14 protein-coding genes, 1 tRNA gene and 1 pseudogene are annotated in these 21,723 nt (G+C 56.1%); 5 read left to right on the forward strand and 11 right to left on the reverse strand.

Annotation, left to right across the window (positions count from 1 at the left end; all coding sequences use genetic code 11):
* Positions 1-77 precede the first annotated feature (77 nt).
* A pseudogene (locus tag QP888_RS07140) lies at positions 78-812 on the forward strand (IS1249 family transposase); the annotation flags it as partial.
* A gap of 126 nt (positions 813-938) precedes the next feature.
* On the opposite strand, the gene QP888_RS07145 reads toward QP888_RS07140, so the two are convergent.
* Both QP888_RS07145 and QP888_RS07150 read right to left on the reverse strand, forming a co-directional pair.
* Positions 939-1,015: transfer RNA gene (locus QP888_RS07145), tRNA-Met, on the reverse strand.
* Between the two features lie 203 nt (positions 1,016-1,218).
* The gene (locus QP888_RS07150; protein ID WP_284812841.1) at positions 1,219-4,230 is read right to left on the reverse strand and encodes a UPF0182 family protein; all 3,012 of its coding nucleotides are present in this window, start codon (positions 4,228-4,230) and stop codon (positions 1,219-1,221) included.
* Between the two features lie 123 nt (positions 4,231-4,353).
* Between QP888_RS07150 and QP888_RS07155 the strand changes: the two genes are divergently transcribed.
* Positions 4,354-5,010 (forward strand): PPA1309 family protein, encoded by a 657-nt coding sequence (locus tag QP888_RS07155; RefSeq protein ID WP_284812842.1) that lies wholly within the window; start codon positions 4,354-4,356, stop codon positions 5,008-5,010.
* Positions 5,011-5,023: 13 nt separating this feature from the next.
* Here QP888_RS07155 and QP888_RS07160 read toward each other — a convergent pair whose 3' ends face one another.
* Entirely contained in the window at positions 5,024-5,428 is a 405-nt protein-coding gene (locus QP888_RS07160) for a hypothetical protein (RefSeq protein WP_284812844.1), read from the reverse strand.
* A gap of 67 nt (positions 5,429-5,495) precedes the next feature.
* On the opposite strand from QP888_RS07160, the gene QP888_RS07165 reads away from it, so the two are divergent.
* Positions 5,496-5,810, forward strand: a complete 315-nt coding sequence (locus QP888_RS07165; RefSeq protein ID WP_284812845.1) for a hypothetical protein — start codon at positions 5,496-5,498, stop codon at positions 5,808-5,810.
* 21 nt (positions 5,811-5,831) lie between these two features.
* Here QP888_RS07165 and QP888_RS07170 read toward each other — a convergent pair whose 3' ends face one another.
* On the reverse strand, positions 5,832-6,968 hold the full coding sequence (locus tag QP888_RS07170) for a YlbL family protein (protein WP_284812847.1): 1,137 nt from the start codon (positions 6,966-6,968) through the stop codon (positions 5,832-5,834).
* 90 nt (positions 6,969-7,058) lie between these two features.
* Here QP888_RS07170 and QP888_RS07175 point away from each other — a divergent pair, with 90 nt between their 5' ends.
* Complete coding sequence (locus QP888_RS07175) at positions 7,059-8,471, forward strand: zinc-dependent metalloprotease (RefSeq protein ID WP_284812849.1); 1,413 nt, start codon at positions 7,059-7,061, stop codon at positions 8,469-8,471.
* 56 nt (positions 8,472-8,527) lie between these two features.
* On the forward strand, positions 8,528-9,460 hold the full coding sequence (locus QP888_RS07180; RefSeq protein ID WP_284812851.1) for a hypothetical protein: 933 nt from the start codon (positions 8,528-8,530) through the stop codon (positions 9,458-9,460).
* On the opposite strand, the gene QP888_RS07185 is transcribed toward QP888_RS07180, so the two are convergent.
* The 7 genes from QP888_RS07185 to QP888_RS07215 are packed head-to-tail and all read right to left on the reverse strand — an operon-like array spanning position 9,387 to position 21,556.
* Positions 9,387-11,435: an ATP-dependent DNA helicase UvrD2 gene (locus QP888_RS07185; protein WP_284812853.1), complete on the reverse strand. Its 2,049-nt coding sequence runs from the start codon at positions 11,433-11,435 to the stop codon at positions 9,387-9,389. The two genes, QP888_RS07180 and QP888_RS07185, sit on opposite strands and share 74 nt — an antisense overlap.
* Before the next feature lie 27 nt (positions 11,436-11,462).
* Complete coding sequence (locus QP888_RS07190; protein ID WP_284812854.1) at positions 11,463-12,686, reverse strand: potassium channel family protein; 1,224 nt, start codon at positions 12,684-12,686, stop codon at positions 11,463-11,465.
* A gap of 9 nt (positions 12,687-12,695) precedes the next feature.
* The gene (locus QP888_RS07195; protein ID WP_284812856.1) at positions 12,696-16,229 is read right to left on the reverse strand and encodes an ATP-dependent helicase; all 3,534 of its coding nucleotides are present in this window, start codon (positions 16,227-16,229) and stop codon (positions 12,696-12,698) included.
* Entirely contained in the window at positions 16,222-19,554 is a 3,333-nt protein-coding gene (locus QP888_RS07200; protein WP_284812857.1) for an ATP-dependent DNA helicase, read from the reverse strand. Before QP888_RS07200 ends, QP888_RS07195 begins: the two co-directional genes overlap by 8 nt.
* 3 nt (positions 19,555-19,557) lie before the next feature.
* Positions 19,558-20,313, reverse strand: a complete 756-nt coding sequence (locus QP888_RS07205; protein ID WP_284812858.1) for a hypothetical protein — start codon at positions 20,311-20,313, stop codon at positions 19,558-19,560.
* Positions 20,314-20,321: 8 nt separating this feature from the next.
* Positions 20,322-21,287, reverse strand: coding sequence for a DUF3152 domain-containing protein (locus tag QP888_RS07210; protein ID WP_284812860.1), 966 nt, complete (start codon positions 21,285-21,287; stop codon positions 20,322-20,324).
* A gap of 41 nt (positions 21,288-21,328) precedes the next feature.
* Complete coding sequence (locus QP888_RS07215) at positions 21,329-21,556, reverse strand: DUF3107 domain-containing protein (protein ID WP_018121007.1); 228 nt, start codon at positions 21,554-21,556, stop codon at positions 21,329-21,331.
* Positions 21,557-21,723: the final 167 nt, after the last annotated feature.

A 21,723-nucleotide genomic window follows, 5' to 3' on the forward strand; every position in this document is an offset into this window, starting at 1 on the left:
AACCACCAGCAGAAAAGAAATAGCTGCCTAATCATTAGGTAGCTCCACTACGTGTCCACGATTTGCGGGCAACCCCAGTAGTCCTTGACGGCGGACAAGGTGCATACTCCGCCATTAAAACTTGCTGGCCCAACACCCGCATTCAACGCTGCCTGGTCCATGCTCAACGCGTTGTCCGCCGGTATACCACCAGCCGGCCACGCACCGATGCCGGCAAAGCTATCTACGGCTTAGCGCTCACACTCACCAAGGTCACAACCGTTGACCAGGCACGTGAATGGATACTTCAATTACATGACTTCGGTCGAGTCCATCAACGTTTTCTCGACGAGAAGACAACCTTGCCGAAAGAAAGACAAACCTTAAATCACCACTGGGAATGGACGCATCTGCGGGTGCGCAAAGCGTATAACTCACTGCTTGATCTCTCACACAAAGGCTGGTTATTTACCTTTCTCCAGCCACCACCAACTGCGATTTCCCCTAATAACTGGGCATCAACAACCAACAGTTTAGAAGGCGGTATCAACGCTCAACTTAAACGCATTGCTGATGCACACCGAGGCAGAAGCGGGGAACGGCAAAGAAAAATGCTCGAATGATATCTGCACTCACAAACGCAACTGCCTGACGATCCACTCGAGATCGCCAGGCAGTGCAATTTCGGACAAGACCAACTCGCCAAAGTCACAGATCTTGTCCCAGAAGACTTCAACAAAGCCGACCTTGAAACAGGACGACCAGCCTTCTACGACCAGGGTATCGATGTTGAATACACACACTCAATCGGTATCCGGAAAGGACAAATCTAGGGAATTGGCGACACGCCGATCAGACACATTTTTGCTACTTAACCCCCAAGATACCCCACTTTTTTAAATCAGGCATACGGAAAATCCCCAGCGGCGCTAAGCACCACTGGGGAATACGTTGAATATTGGTAGCGGGGACAAGATTCGAACTTGCGACCTCTGGGTTATGAGCCCAGCGAGCTACCGAGCTGCTCCACCCCGCGTCGGATGATATTCAATTCATCTGCCAGCTGAAGGCTTATATTCTCGTGAACCTTCGCGATCTCTCGCTCGCTGACATCATGTAACTATACATACCATCGCTAGATATGCCAAATCCCGCCATGCGCTGGGCACACAGTGGGATTATTATCAATCTCGCGAGCAATATCTTACTGGCATTGCATAGCTGGCAATCGTGGTATAGCTAATTCTGCGACTGGTAGTTTTCCACCGCACGGTCTAAGCGATCCAGCGCGCGTCCGTATTCCTCGAAGGAACCATCCCGCGCTTTCTCCAGATCACGGAGGGCATCGTTAATAGCGTCGACACCTTGGCCACTAGCCGGCGGGGTTGGACCAGAACCATCCGCAGAATCGCGATCCGAGTCGGCATCTTTGTCGCTGGAAGCCGAAGCACCAGCTTCTGCCGTATCAACCGCATCAGCATCATCGGAAGAACTACGGGAACTGGACTCATCACCATCGACCAGGTCGATGTCTTGCGCCGCCTGCGAGTCGATGCCTACCTGTTCCAGCGCCTCACCGATAGTTGGTGCATAACCAATGCGGCCCTTGTAAGAAACCAACACACGCAGCAGCTTCGGGAAGGCTGAATCTTGGTCCTTACGCTCGGCGTAAATCGGCTCCAAGTAGAGAATCTCACCGCCGCCTACCGGCAAAGTCAGCAAGTTACCGTTGTAGAGCTCGTTCGTGCGCTCCCACAGACCACGGTCACGAGCAACCTGGTCAGACGACATCATCGCATCCTGCGCCTGGCGTGGACCTTGCGTCTGCGTATTCGTCGGCAAGACACGCACGGTGATGTCACCGTAGTTTTCCGGATCCGAAGTCACCGTCATGTGCGCCGACAGGAATTCACGCTCCAGACCACGGAACGGAGTAACCATCTGGAAGCTGGACTTGTCTGGGTTTTCTGGGTCCGCAGCCATCACGTAATACGGAGGCTGCGGCAACTCCCGGGATTCCGGCTGGGTTGGGTCCAGAGGAACCGACCAGAAGGCATCGTTGGAAAAGTACACGCCTGGGTCATCCACGTGGTAGCGCGCGAGCAAGTTGCGCTGCACCTTGAAGATATCTTCTGGGTAGCGGAAATGTGCACGCAGCTCATCAGAGATCTCGGATTCATCCTTCACGGTGTCCGGGAATACTCCACGCCACGCATCCAATACCGGGTCCTCAGTATCAAACTCGTAGAGTTCCACGGTGCCGTCGTAGGCATCCACAGTGGCTTTTACCGAATTTCGGATATAACCGATGCGATCGTTGATCAAACGCTGTTCGGTGCCATCCGGGTTCAATGCATCCCGAGTAGCCTGTGACAGCGACATTTCCGTGCTGTAGGGCATTGCATCCAGGGTGGTGTAGCCATCGACGATCCACTTGATCTTGCCATCGACCACAGCCGGATAGGTGTGCGAATCGGTGGTCAACCACGGGGCGACCTTCTCAACGCGGGCGCGTGGGTCACGGTCATACAAAATCTTCGATTCTGCACCAACGCGATCCGACAGTAGGAAGTTCATCTCCTGGTATTTCGCGGCATAGATCGCACGCGAGAACCAATTACCAATGCCAACTCCACCTTCGCCGGTATAGGTGTACGACGAATTATCAGTGTCATATTCCACGTCATTGCCAGTGCCCCCAACAATCGCATAATCCAGCCCATCGTCGGCCGAGGCAATGACAGGACCGTAGTACACACGCGGCTGATCCACCTTGATGCCAAGTTCTTCGGCATCTTCCTCCTCAGCACGGGAGGCCAAGGTCTGCAAATCAGACACGGTATATACTGGGAATCCACCACGGGTAGAGCCAGCGGATTCCGCGGCTTCGTTAATGGTATTTGCTTGCGCTGCTACGAAACCGTTGCCGTGGGTGTATACGGTGTGGCGGTTAATCCAAGAACGCTGGTTTTCCCGCAGTGCATTCGGATCCAACTCACGAGCGGCCACCACGAAATCACGCTGTTCCCCGTCGATCTCATAGCGATCCATGGACAACACATCAGGGAAACCGTAGAAGTTACGAAGTTGTTGTTGCTGGGTAAACGTCGGCGCCAGAATGTCTGGATCCAGCAGACGCAGGTTGGAAATCGTGTTTTCGTCCGCAGCGACGTCGTCGTCAGATACTTCTCCAGCACCCCAGTTGGTCTCATACTCCACGTTGGTTTCGTCGATGTTGTAGGCGAAACGCGTGGCATCGATATTGCGCTCAATCGATTGTGCTTCTTTCAACGCACGGTTCGGTTGCACGGAGAACTGCTCCATCAGCATCGGCCATGCGGTGCCAACAGCGATAGAAGTCACCAGCATCAGCACCACAGCCAGGCCAGGGATGCGCAGGTCTTTGATCACGATAGCCATGAAAAAAGCCACAGCCACCAACGCAGAAACCACGATCAAAATGATTTTGGCTGGCAAATCTGCATGCAGGTTGGTAAACGATGCGCCAGCGAAAATATCGTGCTGGTTGAACAAAATGGTGTAGCGATCCAGGAAATAGCTGGCAACCTGGACCAACATCCACAAGCCGGCAATAACGGCCAGCTGAATGCGTGCGGGCTTCGATACTGAGCCCTTTACTCCCGCTGCCTGGCTGCCAACGCGGATACCGCCAAGAATGTAATAGCCGACTAGCGAAACCAGGAAGCTGACGATCAGCAACACACTCAGCGAAGACACCAGAATATTCAGCAACGGCAGGTTAAAGGCATAAAAGCCTAGATCCATACCAAATTCTGCATCTTCACGGCCAAAATCACCGCCATTCAAAAACAGCAGGACGGTGCGCCAGTAGGCCTGGCCCATGAATCCTGCTGCAATCGCAATGACGATCGGTGCGCCGTAGAGGAATTTGCGCATGGTCGCGGCAATAGAATCACGGTACTGATACACCGGCGAATTCACATCTGCCATTGAGACATCGCTCGGGCGGTTTTTCCACGTGAGCCACCCGACCAGGAAGGTCACAAGCCCAGCGATAATACCGAAGGCAAAAAACAGAATGATGCGGGTGATGATCGCGGTCGTGTACACCCCGCGGAAATCAACCTCACCAAACCACTGCCAGTCGGTATACAGCGACACCGCAAGCGGACCGAGCGCGAAGAGCACCACGATAATGCCCACGAACCACGACAAGATGCGCGGTGGCTTACGCAGATTGGTTGACGGTTGGTTAAGGCTGCCAGCCAAGTCCAACTCCTTTAAAATTATCGAAAAATGGAAAGCGTTATAGTGATCTAGCTTAGGCAATAGTAGGCCGAAACAAAAGAACTAGCCGATCGAACCACATCGAACCACAAGGACTGATTTCTGATGAATAAGCAGCAGATAACCCAGCCGATGCTTAATCGCGCGATGATGGAAGCCGTCGACTTCATTCACCCCGAAGGCTGGGATTGCCCACCGACCCTGTTTGCGTTGGTACCGACCCGGTTATTGGCCCAGCATGCCGTGGATGTCGACGACGATTCTCCGCTCACCCTCGTTGTCCAGGACGATCTGCCGAGCAATATTGAGCCGGGCTCCGAGCACCTTGCCGACTATGTCTCGCGGGTTATCTGGCCGGACAACGTTGTCGGTGCGGTCTTAGCCCAAGAGATCAAGTTTAAAGACACCGCAGATTCACGGGATTCTGCACCACGGCCTGCGCGTTTGTTCTCAGGGGTGATCCGCGAGGAATTCGCCGCCACCAATGATTCCGACTTGGTTGTCGACGAATTGCTTGCCGACGATCCCGATGATTCCGATAATGCAAGTACCGACGATGCCCGTACCGACGCTGCCCGAACTGCAGGATCAGAAGGTATTGAGCAGACGTTATTACAACTGCGCCCTACCGAAGAAGAGCTTGCCGACGCCGGCCCATTCGCCGAAGATGACATCCAGCTGCGCGGCGGCCCAGGAATTGCTCCGGGAGTTATTGCTGCATTGCGGCATGGCCTCGACCAGAACGGTCATGACGTACTCTAGAGTCTCAATAGTCTCAACACAAGGTTGAAACTTTGCCGACCCCGGGAGTTGTCGTGTCCGCCATCTTTTCTGCTCGCACGTTCACCACACGAGCCGCCACACTTGCTGCCACCGCAGCCCTACCACTAGTACTCGCAGCATGCACATCTGATGAGGGCAGCACAGATAAATCGGCACAACCAGACACTTCTACCACGGCGGCAACGTCGAGCAGCAGCGCTTCCAGTGGCGAAACCACAACCAGCAGCTCGTCGGCAAGCACATCGTCGGCAAGCGGCACAACCACCAGTTCCACTTCTCCTAGCACCACCACCGGCGCCTCTGGCGATGCCAGTTCAGCCGGAAGCAGTGCAGAAGTTACCGCAGACAAACCGGCAGCCTCGACTAGTACGTCGACGCGGTCAACCCAAGCGAACAATTCCGCAGAATTACCCGAATCAGTAGAAAACGCCTATGAGATTTTCGGTGACCTGGTTCCGCGTTCGTTGTTTGAAGAATTCGACTCCTGCGAAGCCGTCGGCATGCAAAGCTATTACAACTGCACCGGAACGTCCGTGGGACAATTCCAATTCACCGAATCCAAATCCAAAGCTGTCTCCACACTGCAGACGCTGACCGAACTACGTACTTCACAGGTCGTGGATGATTCCGGCGACCGCGTCGTCGGCTGGTCCTCATTAGGATCCACCGTCATTATCACGGTGGTGAACACCGAGTCCGGTCTGGTCATGCAGCACATGATCTCGGCTGATGCCGAAGAACCAGAGCAGAAGATTAAGGAGCTAGGCCTGGTGAGCTAGCCACAGCTCGACATGAGCTAGCTAGAGCTCAACCGCACAGGTTTCGACATCCTTACCCTGGGCAAAAGCCTCCATCGCAGCGATGGCGTCGTCCAGGGTATTCACCTTCGCGATGACCATATCGCCATGGTCCACACTGGTGGCTTCCGTACAATTTTCCGCGGGCGCCAAAAACAGTTCTGCACCAACTTCATGAGATTTCGCGACTTTGTGGGAGATTCCGCCAATGGGGCCCACGTGTGCGTTCTCGGCGATAGTTCCCGTGCCTGCGACGAACTTTCCTCCAGTGAGATCACCCTCGCTGAGTTTATCGATCACAGCCAAAGAAAAAATCATGCCCGCGGATGGGCCGCCAACATCTTGCAAATTATACGTAACATCGATATCTGCATCCGGCACTGACGTCATAGTAATCCCCAGCAGTGCTTCGCCTGCGGCATGAGGATTTTCCAGCAACTCGATATCTTCATCGTGCTTCTCGCCATCACGCTCGAACTCCAGACGGATCGTCTCACCCGGTTGATGCGAACGCACCGCGCTTTGCACATCCTCGGGTGCAGTCACATCACGGCCATCGATTTTCAGGAGTACATCGCCGTCGGCAAGCTTCTCGCTGCCAGCAGAAATATCGAGCACCTGGGCAATCGCAGTACGCGTCGGCATATCCAGGTAATTCATCGCGGCTACCGTCGCGACGTCTTCCGAAGCTGTAAACGCTGCGTGGTTTTCCTCCAGGAATTGCTCAGGATCCGTACCTGGCGGGTAAATTTTTTCAATTGGAACAATAGTGTCATCCGAGCCGATCCAACGCCCGAACGCCTGCGCGACCGTCATATTTGTACGCACAGAGACAGTCGTCATGTTGAGGTTTCCGGCTGGGTTTTCATCCACCGTATACTGCTCGCCGGCATCGACGTCGACAACAGGCGTGCCACTGACCTCACTCAAAGTATTAAACGTCGGCCCCTTACCTTCAGCGGCATACGGCACGGCCAGAGAGATATTAGTACCAGGAATATGATCCATGCTGACCAATCCGCCCAAAATTACGACGGGGATGGCACCAAGCGCGACCTGGCTTACGCGCGGTGTTTTCTTCTTGCCGGCGTTGCCCGTTCGGTAAGTGTTCTCCGTGCGGGAATCTACAGCGTCATTCACCCCTCAAAGACTACCCTGTTCGCTCACAGCGTTGTGCTTTTCCGCGCCTGACCCAAGCACACGCGCCACCATGTTCTGTAGGTTAGAGACATGACTAACGGATTCGGATTTTCCTTTCCCACTAGTGGCAACGGTGATGACGACGATGACCGGAACCACAACGGCCGCAGCGGTGGTCCCGGCGGCCTCGGCGATATGCTGAACCAATTCGGCCAGATGCTGTCTGGTATGGGTTCGTCGATGAATAACAGCAACGACGACTCCCCCGTTAATTACGACATGGCCAAGCGTATCGCCGGCCAGCAGATCAAATCTGCATCGAAAATCTCCACCCAAGACACCACCGCGGTGGAAGAAGCAGCCCGGCTGGCAGAACTCTGGTTAGACGACGCCACTGACTTGCCGACGGCCAACAACCGCATAGCCGCCTGGAACGCAGAAGATTGGCTGCAGCAAACGATTCCGATGTGGAAGCGGTTCGTCGATCCCGTAGCTAAACACATGAACGAAGCCCAGCTGGAATCCATGCCGGAGGAAGCTCGGCAAATGATGGGCCCAATGTCGACTATGATGAGCCAACTTTCTAGCATGAATTTCGGCATGCAATTGGGCCACGCATTGGGTGACCTAGCACAACAGGCCCTGACTGGTTCAGACTTCGGCTTGCCGGTCGCCCCCAGCGGCACCACGGCCGTGCTGCCGCACAATATCCAGTCCATCGCCCGCGATCTCAATGTCAAAGGCCAAGAGGTACTAGTTTATATCGCTGCCCGGGAAGTCGCTCGCCAACGCCTGTTTAAGCACGTGCCGTGGTTAAGTGAGCGTTTGGTCTCGTCGGTAGAGGAATATGCCGTCGGTTTGGTCATTGATACCAGCCATATTGAAGAAGCCGCTCGCGACCTCAACCTGGAATCTGGGGATCCACAATCGATTCAGGATGCCATGCAGAATTTGCAGGGTATGGACCTGTCGCCACGGATTACCTCGCGGAATACCACTGCGGTGGCACGCTTGGAAACCTTGCTGGCGCTGATCGAAGGTTGGGTGGAATTCGTCGTTAGCGAAGCCTTGCAGGATCGCATTCCATCCACCCAGGCCATGGCAGAAGCGTGGCGACGTCGTCGGGCCTCCGGTGGTTCTGCAGAGCAAGCCTTCGAAAAGGTCGTCGGCATTGAGCTCAGCGCGCCACGGGTGAGCGATGCTACCGAGTTGTGGCGCCGTTCTACCGTCGCGGTCGGCGTGGATCGGCGCGATTCGGTATGGGAGCACCCGGACTTTTTGCCACAGCCTGAGCACCTGGATAACCCAGCTGCCTTTATCGACGGTTTGCTGGATGAAAACGGCGACCAGGAATTTGAGGCGGAGTTCGCCAAACTAGAAGAAATGCTGCGCGGTGAAGACAGCAGTGCAGACGACGGTGCGGCTGACGATGAGGCCGACAGTCACGGCGACGGTACCGACGCTGATTCGCACGACTCAGGTGATTCTGACGACGAGCGTTAGCACCTCACGTTAATATGGTCTAAATTACGCTGCACAAACTCTCGGGGGGGATTTGTATGGGAGGCGAGCAACACCGGTTTTATTTCGCACCTGGTGTGCGCGTTGTCCAACGAGATGAACACTGCCTGCAATTCGGTGCTGATTCCACCCGCGTAGGCATCATCGAAACCGCACGGCCCGATGCGCTTGCAGCGGGTCTGCACCAACTTCCTCGCGTTTTTAGCCGCGAGGATTTTTCCATGACATCCCGCTACGCGGACCTTAGCCAGTCCGCAGCACATAGCTTATTTGATGACTTACTGGCTTATGGCATCATCCGATCGGCAGCGCCTAAGCCCGTCATAGTATTTGGAACCAGCCCGCTGGCAACGATGCTGCGCAATAGCCTGGCGGAGGCCAATTTTCTGGTCCGTTCTCCGCTTCCGGGCGAACCAGAAGAAACCTACCTCAGCATGCAAAATGCGAAAGACAACAATATCCCGCTGGTCATCGTGGATAAGCTCGCAGAAACCACGGGCCTTTCACCGATGTTGCTATCGCTAGCGCGCACCTGGATTCCCGTATCACTCATCGATGCCACCAGCGTGGTAGGCCCCATTCACCTCGACGGTGTGGGGCCGTGCCCGCTGTGCATGGAATTGCATCGCACAGACCGGGATCCCACGTGGCATGCCGCAGCACAAGGCTTATGCCACAGCACTACAGACCCCTTGCACACTAGACACCACTTCCCTACCGCGGCGGCGCATCTCGCTATCGCGCAGGTGATCGTGGTAGTGGAAACGCTCTACGGACTAAGCCCGCCGCCGGGTGCCCTACCGCACCGGCTGCACCCGGGCCAGCTCTACGAATTGGATCCATATGCCCGCCCACAGCAGCGTATCATCGATAACCACCCGCGGTGCCCCGAGTGCTTTATGCATACTGGCGGACAATATCCAATAAGTCCTGGCCAAACAGTTGGGCTTTCTTCTGACCTATTCCACTGATGGCGTAAAGTTCATCCACCGTCGTCGGCAGTGCTTCGCTGACGGCTTGCAAGGTGGCATCGGAAAAAATGATGTAAGCAGGAACCTGTTCCTCTTTGGCTACTCGCGCCCGCCAGCCGCGTAGCTGCACGAATAATTCCTCATTTCCCGGAGATTCACACTCAGTATGCCTACCGATGACTTTCTCACCGGGGGTAGTCAGCGCTTGCTTACACACCCGGCACTTTTTCGTCTTCCGCACTCGCGCCACAGATGGTTCCTCAGCCTGCGATGCCGCGACGAGCCCGTCAAGAAACCTCGTGCGCTTACGGCTCGCCCGCCCGCCTTCTTGCCGGGCCGGTGCCCACGACAACGCTAGGTGCTTCCGGGCACGCGTAATACCGACATAAAACAGGCGCCGTTCTTCCTCGATCTGCTCGTCACCAGCATCAATCGCATAGCGAAAAGGCAATAATCCTTCAGTCAGGCCCGCTAAAAAGACCGCATCCCATTCCAGCCCCTTGGCAGCGTGCAGGGTCACCAATGTCACGCTATCGACAGTCGGCGGCTGTTTATCCGCAGCGCGACGCCGCAGCTCCCCCAGGACAACCTCCAAAGAATCGGTATCGCGGATCTGCACAATCTCTTCGACAAGGTCCACCAATGCACGCAACAGCTGCCAACGCTCTCGTTCTTGGGCGCCATCAGGTTCTTGGGCAGAATAGCCCAGCGGCGCCAAGGCAGCGCGAGTAATCGCTACTGGATCCGGCGGCAAATTAGGTCTCAGGTTCGCCCGAACCAACTGCTGTATGGCCTCTAGGATGACTCGGTTATCGAAAAAGCTGGCGCCTCCGCGAACCTGGTAGGCAATACCGGCATCGGCAAGCGCTTGTTCCAGCACTGCGGATTGTGCATTAATGCGGTAGAGCACGGCAATTTCTTTGGCCGGAACGCCCTGTTCCAACAAAGTGAGGATCTCCCCGGCGATCTCGCGGGCTTCCACCGGGTCGGATTCGTATTCCTGAAACGTCGGATCCGGCCCCGGTTCACGCATACCCTGCAGCTCCAAGCGCGTACCCGCAATGCGGCCTTGCGCGGCGCCGATGACCTGGTTCGCCAAACCCGTAACCTGTGGGGTCGAGCGGTAGTCACGCTGCAGCTTGACGACGTGCGCGTTGTCGAAATGTCGCGAGAAATCTAGCAAATACTGCGGGGTTGCTCCGGTGAACGAATAAATCGTCTGGTTTGCGTCACCAACAACGGTGAGATCATCGCGGTCTCCCAGCCAGCCTTCCAACACACGCTGCTGCAGGGGCGTGACGTCCTGGTACTCGTCAACGACGAATGTGCGGTAGCGTTGCCGGAATTCTTCTGCCACCGCCGGAGCGTTTTCCATGGCACCAGCAACATGCAATAAGAGGTCGGAAAAATCCAGCTGCATGCCTTCGTCGCTGGTTTTCAGCTGCTCATAGCGACGATAAACTTCCGCGACTTGTTCCGCTGGCAGGGGTGGAGTACGGGAAATGCTATCGACGTATGCGGCATAGCCGTCGGCGCCCAACAAGCTGGATTTTGCCCATTCGATCTCATTGAGTAAATCGCGAATGGTGTCTTTGCTCGGGGTATTCGTCACAGATCGGGCGGCACGGGCTACCACCGGAAACGAGCTGTCGAGAATCTTCCATTTCAGATCCCCAGCAATCTGCGGCCAAAAATAGCGTAGTTGGCGCAGAGCCGCGGCGTGAAAAGTCATTGCCTGTACTCCACCGATATTCATACTGGCCAGGCGGTCCCGCATCTCGCCGGCTGCACGGGAAGTATAGGTCAGTGCTAATACGCTATTGGTGGTAGCGAATCCCTGGTCAATCAGGTGTGCGATGCGATAGGTGATGGTGCGGGTTTTTCCAGTCCCGGCACCGGCGATGATCGCAACCGGTCCTCGTGGAGCTGTGGCTGCGGCACGCTGGTCGTCGTCAAGCACTTCCAGATTCACCATGGGTTTCCTTTACGCGTTCTCGCCGGATTATTGTTCTTTCATCTCGCGTTGTTCATCGATGTGGCGGCCGTGGCAATCCCAGGTACCGTCAATTGATTCTCTGATTTTGGTTTCTCTGGATGGCTTCTCCTTGGCCGGTTTCGCCTTGGCGCCAGCGCGTTTCATCTCATGTTTTTCATTCTGCTTTTTGCGCTCAGCTTCATCGCTTTTGCGGATATACAGCAACCGGTCTTGATCATGTAGCTCCAGGGTTTCATCCATATCGACGCGGTAAACACGGTCATTGCGGATCACGCTGAGCACAATGTCTGACAAGTGTCGCGGGTTTGCCCCGATCTCGTATTTAGCAACGGGGCGCTCCGCGATAGAAAAGCCTGCCGACGGCGAGAGTAAATCATCCATGATCTTGACCACCGATGGTGTGCTCGTCGACAAGCCCAGCAAACGCCCGGCAGTTTCGGAGGAGACCACCGTGGAATTGGCCCCGGACTGCAACAGTAAGTGCCGGTTCTCGATCTCGCGGACAGCTGCCGAGATTTTTGCTTTCTTATTCATTTCACGCGCCGACAATGTCGCCAACACGTTGGTGTCATCGCTGTTGGTGGCCACAACGACGGTTTTTGCACGCTCGATACCGGCGATTTTCAACACATCAGATTTTGTGCCAGAACCTTGCACGGTCACTACTTCTTGCGCCTCGGCGACGCGCAAGCAAGAACGATCAGGGTCCACCACGACGATATCGCGAGCCCTAGTGCCATCATCCAGCAAGGTTTGCATCGCGGATTGTCCCTTCGTGCCAAAGCCAATAATGATTGTGTGGTCGTGCACGTGCTTTCTCCATTGTTGAATCTGGAATGTTTTGCGTGAGCGCTCCGTCAGCACCGACAACGTCGTACCCACGAGCAAAATCAGGAAGGCTAACCGGGCTGGGGTAACCAGGATGATATTGGTCAACCGCGCCCCAGTGCTCACCGGAACGATATCGCCATACCCTGTGGTAGTCAGCGAAATAGTCGAATAATACAACGCGTCGATGAGACTGAGCTTCTCGTTGTAACCGTCTTGCCCGATATAGACGACAGCGGCGATGACAAAAACGATAGCTGCTGCCAGCATAAATCGGCGCAGGATCAGGAAAAAAGGGTGCGTCCGCATGCCTTCGGGGATGTGAATGACATCGTCTAAGGCGTAGTTCGGCAACGAAGTCAGCTCAAACCGCTGGAGCTTCGCTCTGATTTTTCCACGCATTGTTGTGCTCTATTTTCCTTTGGAATCGCTATGACCAGTGCTATCTGGCCTATTTTCGCGTTCGAGCATGCTCGCGAGCTCGTCGGCGTCCGGTAGTTGTTTCGGTTCGAAGGTGTAATTATCCATAATGTAGTGGAACGCTGCACGCACTGGTTTATCAGTACCGCTGATGCGCTGCCAAGCTTCACGATAGACCGATAACTGGATAACTGCCGAACGCATCTGTTCTCCCTGTGGTGGCCTGCCGGTTTTCCAGTCGACGACCATCCAATACTGCCCCATGTCGAAGACAGCGTCCATGCGTCCGCGCACCACGGACGTACCCAGGCTAAATTCGAAGCCTTGCTCGACATTTGTCGGCGTTTTATCTGCCCATTCGCTCGCAAGGAATGCTTCTTTCAGTTTTTCGAAGTCCCCTTCAACGGTTTCCTCGTTTCCTGGAAGCTCAGTTTCATCCAAGATCGCGTTGGCACCGTACCGGTCTTCGATCCATTGGTGGAAAGCAGTACCACGTTTGGCATAGGCATTAGGTTTAAACGGCACCGGCCGACGCTGCCTGCGTGCAAATTGTGTTGGATTATCGCGCAGTGCGACTAATTCCGATGCGGTAAGCTCACCGGGAATTTCCACATCCACCACAGGAGCTGCCAAAGCCTGATGTTCTTCGATCAGTGCAGTGGTTTCACGTTCCCACAGCGAGAATAATTCACCACCGAGCACAGGGATCTCTTCTTCGGTGCCTAACGCTTGCATCGCTTGTTGCACCAGCTGTGCCCCACGACGAACTTCGTCACGTGGGCGCACCGACGGGAATTGTGCTGTGGTGTCGTCTTCGCTGCTGCTTTCGTCTCCGCTGCTGTCTTCAGCCGCGTCTAACGAATCTTGATTGGCTGACAAGCGTTGGTCACCCCGCACATCCGATTCGTTTGGCTCGTCCGGTTCGTCGGTGACAAGTTTCCAGTTGACGATTTGTATGGGTGGTTCGACACCAGCACCGCGTGTAGCAGCACCGTGTGTAGCAGCCACTGTTTGTTCTGCAAGCTCTGCAGCTCTCTTGCTGGCATAACGGTGCATTTCCGCAAAGTGCTCATACGGGTCGTTTTGTGAGCCCGTGATAACCAGCTCATCTTCGGCACGCGTCAATGCAACGTAGAACAACCGGGCATTTTCTTCCGCATCCACGGCCTTTTGTTCAGCAATGAATTCTTTACAATTGTTTTCAAATTCTTTGCGGTCTTCTGCCTCACGCAACCGTGGCCAATCATGATGCGGGGTATGCGCGGCATCGGTCAAGAAAGTCCGGGTCTGCGCCTTGTAAGTGGAAGAATCAGCGTGGCACACATAGACCGAAGAGAATTCCAACCCTTTGGCTTTGTGCGCCGTCATGATCTGCACGCGGTTCGTCGCCTTCGGCGTCTCACCTGGTGCTAACGAATCTTCGTGTTCCCGCGCCAGCTCAGCATAATCCAACCACGCTTCCAACGGCTCTCCATCAAACTCGGCAATGGCATCCAGGGCCTTGTCTAAATGCACTGCCCCATCGCGCCGCTGCGTCAAGACTTCTGTGCGCAAGTGGAAGGTCTCGATGATGTCGGCGAATAAATCGCTGAGTGGTTTACCCAAACAATAAGTGCGCAAGTACCGCAGCTTCGACGACAATTCGGTGATGCGTGCCAGACCATCCTCGGAATAACGATCCAGCTCACCGAGATCTGCAATGGCATCCGTGATACCCACGGTGTGATCCGCTTCTTCTTCCAATGCCGCAGCGAGCTGAGATTCCAAAATATCCTCGGGCAGCTGCGGTTCCTCTGCTGCATTCTCAGTTTCATCGCCGTGCTCACGCAGGCGGCCAGCCAGGTTTTTCGCACGCGCTGCCAAAGCTTTGATGTCCACCATGCCTAGCCCCACTGCTGGGCCCGCAATGATTCGCAACGCAGCGGCCATATCCTCCGGGCGGATCAGCATGGTGGCAATTGCCATCATGTCTGCGACTTCTGGGATCTCTAGCAAGCCACCCAAACCGACTACTTCATACGGCACACCGCGTTGTTCTAGGGCTTCTGCGATCACCCGAGATTGTTTGTTTTTCCGCACCAGCACGGCCGCGGAAAACCGGGCATCCGGATCGTGTTCTCTCCGCAGCAAATACTCGTGATATTTCTCTGTCAGGTTTCCGGCAACCCAGGCGATTTCTTCTTCTACGGTTGGCCAATAACCAAGGCTGACTACCCCCGCACCAGCCCCGGCGCGCGGTTCTAAGGGTGCAACCGGGCGCTCTGGGCCTGACCCAAGTACGGCATGGGAGACAGTGTTGGCGATATCCAATACCGTCGACGGATTACGCCAGGACGTGGTCAATTCCTTGCTTGGAGCCGGGCGTGTAGCGCCAGCAGCTTCCGGTGGCGTTTTAGCTTCGGGTGTTTCGGCGGCCACCGCTGGTTCAGTAGCTTCGGGTGGCTCAGCAGCAACGGGAAAATCGTGCGTGAACATTGCCAGATTTTCTGCAGTGGCTCCGCGCCAGCCGTAAATTGCCTGCATCGGATCGCCCACGGCAGTCACGGTTAGCTCTTCGTGTGGGGTGGTGCCGAACAAGTTGCGCAATAACACGCGCTGCGCATGCGAGGTGTCTTGGTATTCATCCAGCATGACAACTTTTGTTTGCCGACGCTGCGAGGCCCCCACCGCCGGATGTTGCTCAGCCAATCGGGCTGCAGCCGACATTTGCTGGGTAAACGTCACCGCATTGCGCTCAGCCAGTTCATGTTCCAGCTGCTGAATTAGTGGCAAAAACTCAGCCCGTACTTGCTGGCGAGCAATCCAGTTTTGGACGTCTTTATTAAGGTTTTTTCGTTGTCTTGGCGCGCGTGGCAAGTTTTCCACCTCGGCAAAAGCGCGTGCGCATTCCCGGAAATCCTCAGCGAAACTGAGGTTATTAGCCATTCGGTTATACAACTCCAGCAGCTCGTCCACGATGCTGGATTCTTTTTTCTCTGTTTCCAGCGTGCCCTCGTAATTGCGCACCACCGACTGTGCGAGCGAAACCAAATGAGCCTGGGTAATCAGCCGAGCGGTTGGTTCCACAGGTAACAGCAAACCGTATTCACGCACCAAATCTCCGGCATAGGAGTCATACGTGGACACCCGTGGGGCGATGGTTTCCAGGTTCGCGCGCAAACGCCCCTCCGGATCAATTTCCGGCAGCCGTGGGGAATCACGTAATACTTGCAGGCGGTCGCGGATACGTTTAGCTAGCTCTTGCGATGCTTTTCGGGTGAATGTCAGGCCGAGTACTTCTTCCGGCAGCGCATAGCCATTGGCAACCAACCAGACAACGCGTGCTGCCATGGTTTCGGTTTTACCGGCACCGGCACCGGCAACCACCAGCAATGGTCCAGGTTCGGCGCCGATGATCGCTGCTTGCTGCTTCGTGGGTGCGAAGCGTTGCCCCAGAATCTCCGAAAGCAGCTGCGGGCTGATATCACCGGATCGCCCTGAATTCTGCTCAGATCGCTCAGTATTGTGCTGAAGCTCATTAGACATTGGTGATCACATCCCCTTCTGCTTGCGCCGGGCACACCGAACGCAGTGAACAATATGTGCAGTCCTCGGATGGCCGTGCAGTTACCGTCGGGCCCGATAGTTCATCGATCAGTGGTGGTAGTTGCGCATGGAACTCGCGTAGCTGTTCCTCATCCAAACGGGCTTGTTCCCTCGTTCCGGCTATATTCGTGCGCCCCAGTGGGTACAACAGCATCGCCAGACCGATTTCCATACCATCGCCGGTGATCACACGTACTTGGTGCGCTTTATTCGCAGCATGCCCAGCACCTGCTTTCTCGCCGCCGACTAGCTTCCCTTTGCTCAGAGCCAGTTGGTACGCGCTCAGCTGGGGATTTTTCGTGGTATCCGCCTGACTTGGTAACCGCGATGAGGACGAAGTCTTCAAATCCACAATGACGTAGTTGCCGGAACCATCGCGTTCCAACCGGTCGATCCTGCCGACGATACTCAGCCCCGGCTCGATTTCGACAGCGACATCAACTTCGCTGCCGACGAATTCCAAGGCCTCACGGGTACTGGCAATCCACGCGTTGCTGCGCGTGAGCAATTCACGAAAAGTTTCGTACTCCCGCTGCCGTTGCCAGGCTGGGCCGTGGTAGGCGCTGCGATAGGCTTCTTCGGTTTTCAGCCGCGCCCATTCAGCATCCACCCCGCGCCCGACCGCTTCGAAATACGCATGCGCCATGGTTCCTTTCCGCATCGCATCCGTCGTTGTGGAATCACCGAGCTTTTCGACGACCTCCCGCATTGGACAATCCAACAAACCCTGGATTCGTGATGGGGATAACCGCGTTTTCGCTGGCTTTGGAATCTCCCCGGCCACCGTTTCGGTAGCTGCCCACCACTGTGCCGGATCTGCCCCCGGTACACCGGCCACGGCCAAGCGCGCTAGCTGGCGGGCAGCCTGCTGAGTTTCTTGTTCACCGGCTTCTGGGTCACACACGGCCCGACGCAATTCAGCAACTACCGATGACACAGACAACAAGCGTGGCACTGTCACACCGCGCACGGCAGAGCCTGGTACCGGTGCTGCCGCAGAATCGGTATCCGCGCCAGATTCTGCATCATAGGCCTCGCCTGCTTCCTGTGCGGCACCGCGTAGCGCTGCGTCTTCGTCCTGTGCGCTGGCAGCAGAAATAATCTGTTCAGGCGTGAGATCAAACTTTGTACACCATGCATGGAAAAACCGGGACGGTTCCACGATTTCGTCGGCATGCGGAGCACAGACTGCCGTCACGATCTGTTGGTTTCGAGCACGGCTGGTGGCAACGCGGAACAAACGGCGCTCTTCACCCAGCCGGTCTGCCGCATGCGAGACATGGACGTCGGGATCAATGCCCGCATCTAAGAGATCCACGAGGTCTTCTTGGGCGAACAGGGAACCGGTCTCAGATAGATCAGGCCAGCTACCTTCTTGCACGCCGCTGACCACCACGGTGTCCCATTCCCGTCCGATTGTGCCGTGCGCGCTCACGATTTCCACAGAATCCGTGCGCGAACCACGACGTTCACGAACCCCGGTGGGCAATTCTTGTTCGGTAATATACTGCACGAACGTCTCTACCGAGGCTTCCGGACGCCGCTCAACAAAATCGCCTGCGGCATCGAACAACGTCATCACCGCGTCCAAATCCCTATCCGCCTGCGATCCGGCGGCCCCACCGCGCAAGGCGGTCGCTGACAACCTGCCTGATAACTCCGTCGCATCCCAGACTGCCCAGAGCACATCTTCGACGCTTCCGCCCCGTAGCGCTTGCCTACCTGCTTGGATCACAGTACGGATGCGCAGCAAAATATCGATCTCGCGTTGCGTTAACAGCTCCGCAAAATCTGGTAGCTCAGCATCACTACCCAGCAGATCCACCAAGCTGTCAATGCCGCGCTGTTGAGGGTTAAACCGGCGCAAACCACGAACCAACCGGCGTAAGGTCACAGGATCTGCCCCTCCCACAGGGCCTAGCACCAACTGTTCTATTTCTGCACGACTGAGCTCTTCGTGCAGTGCTCGAATCCCTAGCAAGAGGTGTGCCACGACGGGTTGTTCTGCCAGCACGGTATCGGTGGGGCTAATGTATACCGGCACCCCCGCTGCCAGTAGCGAACGACGAATACCACCAATCTCCGCAGTAGAACGGACCACTACGGCGATATCAGACCAGGCCACGCCGTCGTCTAGATGGCGGCGCCGCACCGCATCAACCACCGCCGTGGTGTTATCCGTCCACGATTCGGCCACGAGCGCCCGCCGTGTGGGGCTACGGTGCATTTCGCGTAGTTCTGCCAACTGATCTGCGGGGAATTCGTCGAAGAACTCACTGCTGGCGCCACGGAAATGAAAGATGGCGTGGTCTCGGTTCCCCCCGACTACTGCAAGCTCCGCACCATCGATAAGAGCACTCAGCAATTGCCCCGCTGTAGGATCCAACAGCTGTGCATCGTCGACGATGACGGTATGCCATGGGCTGAGTGCACGGATCTCATCTAAGTTCTGGGAGACTTCCGCCATGAGTTCTGCAGCCGAAAACCGGTAGGTGCCTTCCAGCTCCATCATGTGCGTGTATTCCCGCAGGAATTGCGCGGCGGCGGTCCACATCGGCCGATCATAGCGACGCCCCAGATCTTCTAATTGCTGGGCCGACACGCCCCTTTCCACAGCGCGCAATAAAAAATCGCGTAATTGCCGTCCAAAACCAAGGTAGGTTAACGCCGGACGGACATCGACGGGCCAGTCCACAGACTCCACAGACCCTGCCTCGGCAACGCCTCCTGCGGCGCCCAAATCAGCAGTGCCCAAATCAGCAGTGTCCAAATCAGCGGTGCCCAGATCAGCAGCGTCTGCCTCCCCCGCGCCGGTAACAGCGTCTGCACCCGCAGCAGCATAATCTTCTGCCTGTAAACGCAGGATCTCGCGCATCATCGCATCTTGCTCTGCACCGCTGATAAGCCGCAGCGGTAAATCTGTCAGCAAACGTAACAGGCCAAAAGCCACCGAGTGAACGGAACGCACCAGTGGGCCTTGGGAATAATAATGCGAGACTCGTTCCGATAATTCCCGCCGCAACCGCGCCCCTGATTCTTTCGACGGTGCGATCACGACGATGCCGGATGGGTCCTGCCCCGCTGCTAAACACTGCTCGACGCGTTCGACGGTGGTATCAATCAAAAAAGAGGACACCCCGGAACCAGCCGGGCCAGTGACTTTCCAGCGACCACTATCGGGCAGCTCCCTATCCCATTTACGTGGTTGAGATTGCTGGGTGTGCGCAACCAGCCTGACGTCCGGGTTCGGGTGTATTCTCGTCATGCACTACAGCATGGCATACGCCCGTGACACAAGGAGGTCTTCAACCCGATTGATATGCGAACGTGTGTTTGCTTTGGCGTTGGGGTGCAGGTTATTGACGTGCCGACGATAGGCCACCGCGCGCAGCAGTAACTGATCCATGTCTCGAATGTGTGCAAAGCGGTCACAAATTCCATCATCGACCACGCCTGCAACCAGGCCATCGACGATAGCCAATGCGCACGTATAACCCACGGGCCGGGGTGCAGCCGTCGGCACCAGATCCACAATCACCGGAGGCAGCAGGTAATGGTAGATGGTTGCCGCCAACAAATCCGCATGCCCGACACAGTAGGCGGTATCAGCAGACAAATCCCGGTAAGGCTCACCGGTTTCTTGCCAGGAAGCCGCTTCCGCACGAGCAAAAATATCATCGCGATTAGCCGTCGGTGCACTGACTTCCCGCAGACTATCGGCAAGCCGGAGCCCCAATAAAGCTGTTTCGTCTACCCGCCGCAGCAGCTCGCCCTGGCTCCACGCACTCGCTTTCCAACCGGCGACTGTGTAGCGTCCGTCCGTCGACAAGATGGGGCGGGCAACACGCGCGCCCTCCACCGATAACCCGGCGCGCACTTTGGCAGACCACAGGGCAGTCGGCGCTGCTTGTGAAAGCACCATCTCACCAATTTTGGTTCCATTATCCCAGGCATGACCGAGTGGAATCGGGGTTTCTGTTGGGGTCTGAAACGCCTCGCAGACGTGATCGGGTGGCACAGGCATGAGTAGTTTTAGGTCTCTTTCTCGGGTTCGTGCAGGGTGTCAAGCGCGGCGCCGTCGGGAAGCGGGCGGGGATACGGCCACGGGTTCGGACGGCAGGTATCCGGATTATCCGGATAGACTTCTTCCGGGTTCAGCTGAAACAGTTCCGAATTTTGCAGGCTGATGGTTTGTTGCATCATCACCGGCGCGAGATTGCCTTCCCCGGTACAAGCCTGGTGATGAGGGTATCCAATAGCGTGGCCGACTTCGTGGTTAATCAAATATTGTCGGTACGCACCCAAATCGCCTTGGAACGGGGTGGCACCGCGCACCCACCGGGATTCGTTCATCAGCACCGTCGAACCCCCCGTGATCGTGGTGTGGCACGAGGTTTCTAATTCTAAATCCACCCCGCACATGTCCGCGGTAGTGGTGACGGAGGCCAAAAGAATGCGGGTGTCAGGGTTCTCCTCCGGCCCCACGTGCACGAATTTGAAAGCGGGGTCATAAGTCCAGCCACGCGGATCTGCCAGTGTCGCATCCACCATGTGCGCTATCGCATCATCACCGCCATAGGGCACGGTATCGAGACCTTCTTCTACTTCGACGGTATAGCGAATGGTCTTTTCTGCACCATGGCCAACCTCCTGGCCGGGCGTGCCGACGGGGCGGAATTCGCCGCTGCCGTTTGCGGAGTAGGTACCACCGGCCGGCAATTCACGCAGGCCAAGCTCAGCACGTGAGGCAGTGCCGGGATCTGGGCCAGCGCCGAGCTCACCATCCGATTCCTCGTGTCCACCGTGCCCGCCGTGCCCACCACGGTCGCCATAACCACCGGATCCTGCAGCACTGCGTGCATGATCCCGCGAACCAGCGTCATCGCCGCCACGGGAAACATCGACCAGCACCGCGGCCGTGATAACCAGCACCACGGCTATGATGCCGATCTGCCACCAGCCATAGCGGCGCACATAATGCTCGAATTGCTTATTCATTTACACCTGAATCAATACCGCACCTGCCGCATCTTCTTTATTTAGGCACCGCCAAAGCCGACGACCGGCTGTTCACCGCTTCCCACCTCGACATACGCAATCGCATTGGTGCGTACCAGGTACTTGCGGCCTTTGGCATCCGCCAACTCGACGACATCATCGGCTTTACCCAATACGTCTTTGACGAGCTTCACTGCTTCTTCGTGGGAAAGCTCAGAATTAATCACCAGTTCACGAGGCGATTCAATCAAACCGATCTTGATATTCATACGCTTGCTCTACACCTTTCAATTGCTATCGGCTGTTTCAGCATGCAATCCATGCACCCAAAACGCTTGCAGTGCATCCCTCACGGTGAATCCACAATGCCAGCGTTTCCGGCACACTGCATGCGTTGTCCTGTGCCATATCCTAGTCAAGTTCGCGCACATGCACA

Origin of the sequence: Corynebacterium sp. MSK297 (genome assembly GCF_030232885.1) — a bacterium.
Lineage (GTDB): Bacteria > Actinomycetota > Actinomycetes > Mycobacteriales > Mycobacteriaceae > Corynebacterium.